The following is a 9,695-nucleotide window of genomic DNA, read 5'->3' as shown; positions in this document are numbered from 1 at the left end:
CTCGCGGACCAAGGCGCCCCGGCAACCGCCAGCTACATAGGGAGCGCGTCTGCCGGGGCGCCGATCACGCTGGAACTGGCCGGATTTTGTGCTGCCCTCTGGCAGGAAATCGCACCGCCGTTGACAGGCGATCCGGGAGTGCGAACTTGGCGGCTGCCGCATGGCTCAGATCTCGATTTCACGCAGATACCTGCGTCGATGTCGTCGAAAATCAGGGAAATCGTGATTGCATCGGGTCTACGAAGGGTTCGCTGGCTGGTGCCATCAGCTCTACCGGGACCTTGAGACAAACCACGGGTTGGATCGGCGGTATTCAGGCAGGAACAAGCCGGATGTCCTCGCTGGAAAAGCCGAGATGCAGCGTATCGCCCTGCCGGAACGGATTTGACTGCGGGGGAGTGATGGCAAAAATTTGCCCGGCGGGCGTATTCAGTGTGTATTGCACCGAGTTGCCAAGATAGGCCGCGTAGCCGACTTCGGCGGGAAGCGTGGTTTCGCCGGGCTCGCGCAAAAGTCGGAGCTGATGGGGGCGCAGGACCATCTTGGCCGGTCCCTTTGAGAGGTCCGACCTGGGAATCGCCAGTTGGTGGTTGAGCAGGGCGATCTCCGTGCGTTCACCTGTGGCTGTGACCTCGACATCGATCAGGTTTGCGTCGCCGATAAAGTCGGCGATGAATGCCGACGCGGGGCGATCATAAAGGTCTGCTGGCGTCCCCTCCTGGGCGATCTCGGCGTTCTTCATCACGATGATCCGGTCCGAGACTGCCATTGCCTCCTCCTGGTCGTGCGTCACGTAGATGGCGGTCAGCCCAAGCGATTGCTGGATCTGGCGGATCTCTTCACGCACATGGCGACGCAGCTTGGCGTCAAGGTTCGAAAGCGGCTCGTCCAGCAGGAGCACCTCGGGCTCCAGCACGATCGCGCGGGCCACGGCGACCCTCTGTTGCTGGCCGCCCGAAAGCTCGGAGGGAAGGCGAGTTCCGAAGCCTTTCAGGCCGACCATATCCAGTCCTTCCTCGGCCCGCGCCCTCGCTTCAGCCTTGGGAACGCGTTTCACCGTGAGCCCGTATGCGACGTTTTCGGCCACCGTCATGTGGGGAAACAGCGCATAGGACTGGAACACCATCGAGACCGCTCGATAGGTCGCCGACAAATGGGTCACGTCCTGGCCACCGATCAGGATGCGCCCCTCGGTGGCGGCCTCCAGCCCGGCGACCAGGCGCAGCGTGGTGGTCTTTCCGCAGCCGGACGGTCCCAGCAACGTGACCAGGGTGCCCGGCGCAATGTCGAGTGTGAGCGGCTTCAACGCTACGACATCACCAAAATGCTTGGTGACGTTCTCGAAGCGGACGGAACCCTTGGTCATGAAAGCCTCCAGCGGTCAATGGGCCTCGATGCGGTCGGCGCGGCGCAGGGTACGCCGGCCAATCACGAGTTGCAGGGCAAGGATGGCGAGAAGCATGGTGACGATAAGCACCGCGGCATAGGCGATGGCGATACCGTACTCGCCGTTCTCGACGCGTCCGACGATGAAGGACGTCGCCATATTGTAGCGGGCCGAGACGAGGAAGATGACCGCGGAGACTGACGTTATGGCACGGACGAAGCTGTAGGTGAGTGCCGCCAGGATCGCCGGTCCCATCAGCGGAAGGATGACCCGGCGCAGCGTGGTGGCGCTGTTGGCACCCAGCGTGATCGAGGCCTCGTCGAGAGAGCGGTCGAGTTGGCTCATCGCCGCGATGCCGCCCCGCACGCCGACGGGCATGTTGCGGAATATGAAGACGACGATGAGGATCAGGCCGGTGCCTGTCAGCTCGATCGGCGGGAAGTTGAACGCCATGACATAGGCCACGCCGATCACCGTGCCCGGGATGGCGAAGGAGAGCATGGTGGAGAATTCAAAGGCGTCCTTGCCGAAGAATTTCTGGCGCACCAGAAGATAGGCGGTGGCGAGCCCGACGGCGGCGGTCAGGGGTGCGGCGAGCGATGCGATGGTCAGCGTCGTGAAATAGCTGTCCCAGGCCGATCCGATGAAATGCCAGCCGTTGCGGTGCACGACACCGAAAGCTCGCTTGTAATGTTCGGTTGTGAGCGTGTGGTCATAGCCCCAGAGCTTCACGAAGCTGCCGAAGACGATCAGGACGTACAGGATCATGGTGAACGCGGCCCAGGGGAGCGCGACCAGGTAGCATGTCCAGCGCAGCACGGGGTTCAGTGCCGCGTGGCGCCCGGAATCTGCCTTACCAGTGACCGTCGCGTAGTTTTTCGCGCCGAGCCAGTATCGTTGTGCCAGGAATGCGGACAAAGTCAGCGACAGGAGGATCAGCGACAGGATCGCGGCCTTTGCCGGGTCGGCAACGGTGCCGACGATCGCGAAATAGATTTCCGTCGACAGGAAGTTCTCGTTGCCACTCAAGACCAGCGGATTTCCGAAGTCCGCGAGGCTTTCGATGAAGCCGAGCAGGAAGGCATTCGCGAGACCGGGGCGCATCAGAGGCAACGACACATAGCGGAAAGTTTGCCAGCGGTTCGCGTCGAGCGTCTGGCTGGCCTCTTCCATCGACGGTGACACGCCTTCGACGACGCCGATCAGCACCAGGAAGGCGATGGGCGTGAACGAGAGCATCTGAGCCAGCCACACGCCCCAGATGCCGTAGAGCCAGCGGGTCTTTTCCCAGCCGAACATGTCAGCGAAAAACTCGGTGACTGTTCCGGCACGGCCAAAGAGGAGGATCAACGCAAGGCCGATCACGAAGGGCGGGGTAATGATCGGCAGGATCGTCAGGACCCGCAGGAACTTCTTGGCCGGAAACGCGGTGCGGGTGAAAATCAGAGCGAAAGCAAGGCCAAGAAGCGTTGTGCCAAGCGCGGTGGATAGCCCGAGCATCAACGAATTCATGGCCGCGCCACAGTAGCCGCGGCCTGTGAAGCAGGCGGTCGACCAGATGTCCGGAGCGAAGAAACGTGGGAAGAACTCGGAAATTCCGAAGCCCGCGCCCCCCTTGAGCTCGAAAGCGCTGACCAGGATAAACGTCATCGGATAGAAGACGAAGATGCCTACCAGGGCAACGATCGCACCGACCATTCCGGTTATGAAAGCATCCCCCCGGCCCCGACCGAGGCCCGAGATTCCGGTGGTGAGGATGAAGAGCAGGCTCGCAGCGGTGACCAGCGCACCGGCGCCCATACCCGGCTGCGTCGCGCCCTCGGCGAGGCCGAAGCGGGTTCCGTTGCCCAGGATGACAAGCCCCTGTCCGGCCATCAGGGCCAACCCGCCCGCACCCGAGGCAACCAGTCCGCGCGCAGTGCGCAACTGATCCATCCGGAGCGCCAACACTCCCGCGGCGCCGATCAGGCCGAACAGCGGCAACCACAGCCATGACCGACCGGTCAGCGACCAAACCAGCGCCGAAGCGCCGTCACCGGTCAGATTGCCAAGCCATCCGAGCGACAGGAAGCCACCTGTCACCATGTACCAAGGCAACAGGGCATAGCCTGCCAGCCCGATCAGAAGCCAAAGCCCCGCCGTGCGCCGCATCGAATCCGTCCCGGTAAGTCGTTGACCCGCCCCGGAGCGTCCGGGGCGGGCATTTATCGTGAAAGGATCACTCCTCGAAGTTGCCGCCCTTGGACTTCACATCAGCTTCCCAACGTTCCAGCAGGCGCTCACGGGTTTCGGAGGAGCCGTAGGTGGCGAAGTCGTAGTCGATCAGTTTCACCGAGGCCATGTCAGGTGCTTCAGGATCGGTCGCGGCGTCGGGGTTCGAGGGAATGTTGTACACACCGACCTCCAGTCCGCGCGACTGCGCCTCAGCGCTAATCACGTATTCGACCCATTTCTTCGCCGCGTCCATGTTCGGCGTGCCATTTATCACGGAAACCGCGCCGGTCTCGTAGCCGGTACCTTCGCAGGGGGAGACGATCTCGACCGGGAAGCCCTGTTTCTTGAGGTTCACCATGTCATGCATGAAGCCAATGGCGATGGTGGTTTCGCCTCGGGCGGCCATCTTGCCCGGTGCGGACCCCGACTTGGTGTACTGGTTCACGTTCTGTCCGATATCGGCCAGCAACTGCATGGCTTCGTCTTCACCGAACAATTGCACCAGTGTCGCAAGCTCTGTGTAGGCCGTACCCGACGACTGCGGGCTCGCCACAGTGATCTCGCCCTTGTATTCAGGCTTCGCGAGGTCGCGCCAGCAGGCCGGCGGTTCGAGCCCCTTCTCGGCGAGCACTTCGGTGTTGTATAGCATGCCGAGAAGTCCGACATGGACCCCGATCGCCTTGCCGTCCGTCATGTCGGCCATGTTCTGCGCCCAACCAAGAAGTCCGGAAGTGTCCACACCGGTGGCGACCGTCAGATCCTCGGAGGCGGCGATGAGATGCGGGTCTCCGGTGCCTCCCCACCAGACGTCGACCTTGGGGTTTCCTGCTTCGGCGCGGATCTGCGCCAGCACTTCACCGGTCGACTTGCGCACGATGGCGGTGTCGATTCCCGTGTCGATCTGGAAGTTCTGTGCCATCAGATCACACCACACCTGCTCGTTCGAGCAGACGACATTGAGGGTATCCGCATTGGCGCCAGATGCAGCGAAAGCGGCGGTCAGTGCAAGCGCACTGATCGAGAAAGTCCGGGTCATTTGATCCTCCCAAAATCCCGCCCGAGTCCGACAGACGCGGGCCTGAATTGAATCTGTCACGGGCAGGCGACGCGGGGCGAGCGTGGGGCCGTTAACAGAATGACGGCAAATCCACAATTTGATGAACAATGTTACAGACGATGTCCGGAAATAATAACGCTTGTAACCCGATAGGCGTTTGGTTTGCCCGGAATATCGGACATGATGGGCACGCGGACCCGGCAGTCCGCAGGGAGGAAGAGATGCAGCATCAGGCGCCATCGAGTCCAGTGGTCGCCGTGATCGACGACGATGCGGACCTGCGCGCAACCGTGTCGGCGCTGCTCGAAGAGAATGGATTTACGCCGTTGTCCTTGCCCGACAGCGCATCCTTCTTCGCGCTCGGCCCGGAACCAGGGGTGGATCTTGCCCTGATCGACCTTCGCCTGCGCGGTGAAAGCGGACTGATGCTTGCAGTTCAGATCCGCGAGCGTTTTGGCCTGCCCATCGTGATGCTCACAGGGCGCGGCGATGAGATGGACAAGATCATCGGGCTCGAATCCGGCGCCGACGACTTCATGATGAAGCCCTTCAATCCGCGGGAACTGATTGCGCGACTTCGCGCTGTGCTGCGCCGAGCGGGCCATCCGGCCGTGACCACGCCTGTCGCTGCGGGAAGCCAGGTTTGGAAATTCGGCGCGTTGCAGCTTGATGTCACGCGGCGCGAATTGCTGCGCGCTGATGGCTCCGAGATACCGCTTACGAATGCCGAATATCGTCTGCTGGAGTATTTCCTGCGAAATCCGGAGCGGATCATCCCGCGCACCGAGCTGCTGACCGAACTGGGAAATGACTTGTCGCAATACATGGACCGCACCATCGACGTTCTGATCCTGCGCCTTCGCCGCAAGATCGAAGCCGTGCCCTCCAAGCCGATTCATCTTCAGACACGGCGCGGACAGGGCTACATCTTCGTCATGCAGGCCGTGTGATGAGACGCTTGTCCGTCCGCGCGCGGCTGCTTCTGGCGCTCTGTTTGCTGGCAGTCGCTACGCTCACCGTCGGAGGGATCAGCTGGATCGCGCTGGACCATGGACGCGCCAAGCTCGAGACCCTGCACAATGGAACGCTGGCGGAGGTCGACCAAGCCCTGACGCTTTCGCGCCAGGCGTCTGATCTGGCCACCTTGGCGCCCTATCTGCTGACGCTCGACAGCCCGTTCCGCATTGCGCAGGAGGGCAACGCCGCGACCGGGCTCCTCGATACCATCGCGGTGGGCCTGCCGCAGGATGCACCGCTGAAAGCGGTTCTGGCCGACACCCGGCGTGCGATCGCCGATCTGGTGCGCGAGACCTCGATCCGTGCCGGGCTGCGCGACAGGACTTTGCGCCTGAATGCCGAGCTTGCAAAGGCCGAACGCCGCTTTGCCGCCCTTGCGGCAAGCCCCACGGCGACCCTTGCCGAGCGGCAGGAATGGATCGTGTTGCAACGACTGGCCGCCGCGCTGCTGGGAGCGGGGCGGGCGGAAAACCTGATCAGCGTGGGCGAGTATCAGCGGGAGGTGCACTTTCTCGTCCGTCCCGAAACCGCCCCCACGCAAGTCGGCGCAGAGGATCTTGCGCATTTGCTGGCGCTGGCGCGCGGGCCGGACGGGTTGTTCGAACTGCGTCGGCAGGAACTGTCGCGTCGGATCGGCGCGGAGGCGGCGCTTGTTCGCATTCGCCAGGGAAGCGCTGCGGTGATAGATTTTGCCGCCTCGGTCACGGCCGAGGCGCAGGCGCGGATCTCCGCCGATCGGACGCGCACGATGACGGCAATTTCGATTGCCAAGTCAACGATCCTGTTCGTGGGTTTCCTGAGCGCGTCGGTGGCACTTATCGCGGCGCTTTATGTCTCCAATTATGTAACGGCGAACTTGAGGGCGATCTCAGATGCCATGACGCGGTTGGCAAAGGGAGACCGGTCGAGCCGCCTTCCGCGCGGAGAAGGGGCTGGAGACGAGATTGGGAAGCTCTTTCACGCCTTTCGCATGTTTCGCGCCAATGCGCTTCGGTTGGATCGCTCGAACCGCCAGATGGCACGACGGAACGCACTCTTTGAGAAAACGCTGGAGGGGATCAACGACGGTGTGGCCGTGCTTTCTGAGACTGGGGCGATCATTGCGTGCAATGGCCGGCTGTCCGAAGTTGTCGGTGTGGAGCCGGCTCGCTTCGAGGGGCGACCGTTCCTGTCCGAGTGCATTGCGGCGGCCGGCTGGCAATCGGTGCCGGGTCCAGGTGGCTTTGCCAACCTGACCCGTGCCGATGGCCGCCATGCCGAGTTTCGCGAGAGCCGGCTGCCGGATGGTGGCAGCGTCGTGCTGATTTCGGATGCAACCGAGCGGCAGCACCTCGACGACCGCTTGCGCCAGATCCAGCGTATCGAGGCGCTCGGGAAGGTGTCGGGCGAGGTGGCGCATGACTTCGGCAACATCCTGTCCACCATCTCCGGCAACCTGCACCTGATGGAGACTGCTCCGGAAGCGCGCCAGGCGGGCTTGCGGCAGTCCATTGCGTCGGCGGTTGAGATTGGCACGTCGCTGACTCAGCGTTTGCTGAGCTTCGCCCGGCGGCAACGGTTGGAACCGGAGCGGGTGGAACTGAACACCCTTGTCGACGGGATGACCGACCTGATCGGCTTTGCGCTGAGAGACGAAATCTCATTGGAGATCCGGACGACCGGTGCGCCACTCTGGGTAACGGTCGATCCCGGACAGATGGAAAGCGCAATTCTGAACCTCTGTCTGAACGCAGGTCAGGCGATAGAGGGGCCGGGCAGGATCACAGTTTCGGTATTTCCCGAGGATGAGCAGGTTATGTTGGACGTCGCCGATACAGGTGCCGGAATGCCGCCAGAAGTGCTCGCCCACGCGATGGAGCCGTTCTTTACTGCGCGCGGCGACGGTTCCGGCACGGGGCTCGGGCTTGCCATGGTCTATGGGTTCATACGGCAGTCAGGAGGCGATGTTCAGATCGACTCGACGCAAGGGCAGGGAACCCGTGTGCGTCTGAGCCTGCCGCGCCACCGGGAGATTGCGCAGAGCGCGCGTATTCTGTGGCGGAGAGTTCTGGTGATCGAAGATGATCCGCGCGACCTCGAACGGGCGCTGACGCTCCTGCGGCCGGTGACCGGACGTGTGGACAGCTGCACGACGGCAGGGGCCGGATATGAGACAATTCAGGCGAGTGTGCCCGACCTTGTGGTCACCGATCTGAGCCTGCATGGCGTGGCCGATGGCTGGCGGCTGGCCGAAGCCGCACTGAGCCGCAGTCAGGACACGCGCGTCGCGGTGGTGTCTGGACGATTGCCCGATATCAATCCGCTCAAGGCCCGTTTCGGCAATCGGTTGGTCACGCTGCCGAAGCCACTGACCCTTGCCGCGTTGCAGGCCGCCTTCGAACTCAGTCAAACGGGCATTTTTAAGACTGATGCTTCCTGATCCTGATGCGCTGATTTTCGATTTCGACGGAACACTGGTGGCAAGCGGCGACCTGCATTTTTCCGCGATGGCGGCGGCCGCCCTCCGACAGGGCGCGGAGATGGCGCGAACATGGTATGATGCGCGCACGGGGCTGGGCCGTCGCGATCTGATGGCGCAGTTTTCGGAGCATGCACACCTCGCCCTCGACGTGGAAAGCCTGGTGCAGGACAGTATCGCCGCGGCCGAACTACGGGCTTCGATGGCGCGGATCAACCCGCCGGTGGTTGCCCTGGCGCGACGTTACATCGGGATTCGCCCGATGGCCGTGGCGACCAATGGCGAGGCGCGCGTGGTCGACCGCATTCTCGAGGCGACTGATCTGGTCGGGCTGTTCGACGCCATCGTCACGGTGGATCAGGTCGCCTCTCCGAAGCCTGCGCCTGACATCTTCTTGGAAGCAGCGCGCCGGTTGGGTGTTCGCCCGCATGGCTGCCTCGTGTTGGAGGATAGCAACGAAGGCCTGGCTGCCGCGCGCAGCGCTGGCATGACGGCGCTCGACGTGCGCCTGGCAGAGACGCTCACACAGATCGACAAGATGGTGCCGGTCCATGGCTGACTTTTCACCGGTGCAATAACCGACGCTGTATCAACCCCGACCACATGCAGCTGGGAGACCGGCGGGAGAACCACTGGGACGATGTGGGCTTCCGGGCGAACGGAGTGGACTACGGGCTACTCTGACGGGGCGGTCGCTATACCTCGCCAGACTGCCTAAACCTCGGCGCCCGTCGTGCCCGTTCCACTGTAAACGGGTGCCTCGGGTGAGCGGATGCTGCGGGATCTCGATGCGCTGATGGCGCTGTCGGCGGTGCCCTACGACGCCTGCGAGAAGGTGAGCACCCGCGCAACCTCGATCTCGATGGTGAGCTATCGCGGCAACGACTACTCGGTGCCGTTTGCCTGTGCTCATCACGAGGTCCAAACGCAAAGGGCTTTGGATGGGAGGCAATGTTCCTCTCGGGTATCAAGCCGATGGCCGGACGCTGAAGATTGACGAGGGGGAGGCTGCAACGGTTAGGAGGTTGTATGATCTCTATCAGGAATACGGAGTTGTCAGAGAGGTGAAAGAACGGGCCGAGAAGCTCGGCGTGAAGTCCCGCCGCCGCGAGTGGGGAGCCTGATCCGACTGGTCCGGTTTGATTGTTCGTGCATCACGGGCCTCGGTTGCATCTTGATGATGGTCTCCGGCGCTGGCGGCCTGTAGCCCAGAGCACTGTGGGGTCGCTTGGTGTTGTAGTGCTTTCTCCAGCCTTCGACGATGATCTGCGCCTCTCTCAGTGAATGGAAGATCTCGCCGTTGAGCAGCTCGTCTCGCATCCGGGCGTTGAAGCTTTCAACATAGCCGTTCTCCCAGGGAGATCCTGGCTCGATGAAAGCGGTCTTGGCCCCGACGGCCTCTATCCACTCTCGCACGTCTTTGGCCACGAACTCTGGGCCGTAGCACGTCGGGAATCCTTCGGTTCGGGAGGTTATGGCCGCCTGCGGAGCCCCCGAGTTGCGCAGCTGGTGGCCATAACCGGTTTTCAGGTCTCAACAGTGGTTTGGCTGAACCACACTGA

8 protein-coding genes and 1 pseudogene are annotated in these 9,695 nt (G+C 62.6%); 5 read left to right on the top strand and 4 right to left on the bottom strand.

What is annotated here, in order from left to right:
• Window positions 1-285, top strand: a 285-nt coding sequence (locus EU800_RS27345) for a hypothetical protein (RefSeq protein WP_207210010.1), incomplete at its 5' end; no start/stop codon positions are given.
• A 28-nt stretch (window positions 286-313) separates the two neighbouring features.
• Here EU800_RS27345 and EU800_RS25170 read toward each other — a convergent pair.
• From EU800_RS25170 to EU800_RS25160, 3 genes are all read right to left on the bottom strand, one after another.
• Window positions 314-1,366, bottom strand: a complete 1,053-nt coding sequence (locus tag EU800_RS25170) for an ABC transporter ATP-binding protein (protein ID WP_129636223.1) — start codon at window positions 1,364-1,366, stop codon at window positions 314-316.
• A 15-nt stretch (window positions 1,367-1,381) separates the two neighbouring features.
• Entirely contained in the window at window positions 1,382-3,538 is a 2,157-nt protein-coding gene (locus tag EU800_RS25165) for an iron ABC transporter permease (protein WP_129636222.1), read from the bottom strand.
• A 67-nt stretch (window positions 3,539-3,605) separates the two neighbouring features.
• On the bottom strand, window positions 3,606-4,637 hold the full coding sequence (locus EU800_RS25160; RefSeq protein ID WP_129636221.1) for an ABC transporter substrate-binding protein: 1,032 nt from the start codon (window positions 4,635-4,637) through the stop codon (window positions 3,606-3,608).
• Between the two features lie 242 nt (window positions 4,638-4,879).
• Between EU800_RS25160 and EU800_RS25155 the strand changes: the two genes are divergently transcribed.
• The 4 genes from EU800_RS25155 (at window position 4,880) to EU800_RS25140 (ending at window position 9,130) form a co-directional block, all read left to right on the top strand.
• Entirely contained in the window at window positions 4,880-5,608 is a 729-nt protein-coding gene (locus EU800_RS25155) for a winged helix-turn-helix domain-containing protein (RefSeq protein ID WP_129636224.1), read from the top strand.
• Entirely contained in the window at window positions 5,608-8,094 is a 2,487-nt protein-coding gene (locus EU800_RS25150) for an ATP-binding protein (protein WP_129636220.1), read from the top strand. Before EU800_RS25155 ends, EU800_RS25150 begins: the two co-directional genes overlap by 1 nt.
• Complete coding sequence (locus EU800_RS25145) at window positions 8,030-8,692, top strand: HAD family phosphatase (protein WP_129636219.1); 663 nt, start codon at window positions 8,030-8,032, stop codon at window positions 8,690-8,692. Before EU800_RS25150 ends, EU800_RS25145 begins: the two co-directional genes overlap by 65 nt.
• 213 nt (window positions 8,693-8,905) lie before the next feature.
• Window positions 8,906-9,130: a hypothetical protein gene (locus EU800_RS25140; protein WP_129636218.1), complete on the top strand. Its 225-nt coding sequence runs from the start codon at window positions 8,906-8,908 to the stop codon at window positions 9,128-9,130.
• A gap of 59 nt (window positions 9,131-9,189) precedes the next feature.
• Here EU800_RS25140 and EU800_RS25135 read toward each other — a convergent pair.
• Window positions 9,190-9,573 (bottom strand): annotated as a pseudogene (locus EU800_RS25135) (transposase); the annotation flags it as partial.
• Between the last annotated feature and the right edge of the window lie 122 nt (window positions 9,574-9,695).

Origin of the sequence: Tropicimonas sp. IMCC6043 (genome assembly GCF_004146235.1) — a bacterium.
In the GTDB taxonomy this organism is placed as follows: domain Bacteria; phylum Pseudomonadota; class Alphaproteobacteria; order Rhodobacterales; family Rhodobacteraceae; genus Tropicimonas.
Note: the sequence above shows the minus strand (reverse complement) of the source record. Positions and strands in the feature narration are given on the sequence as shown.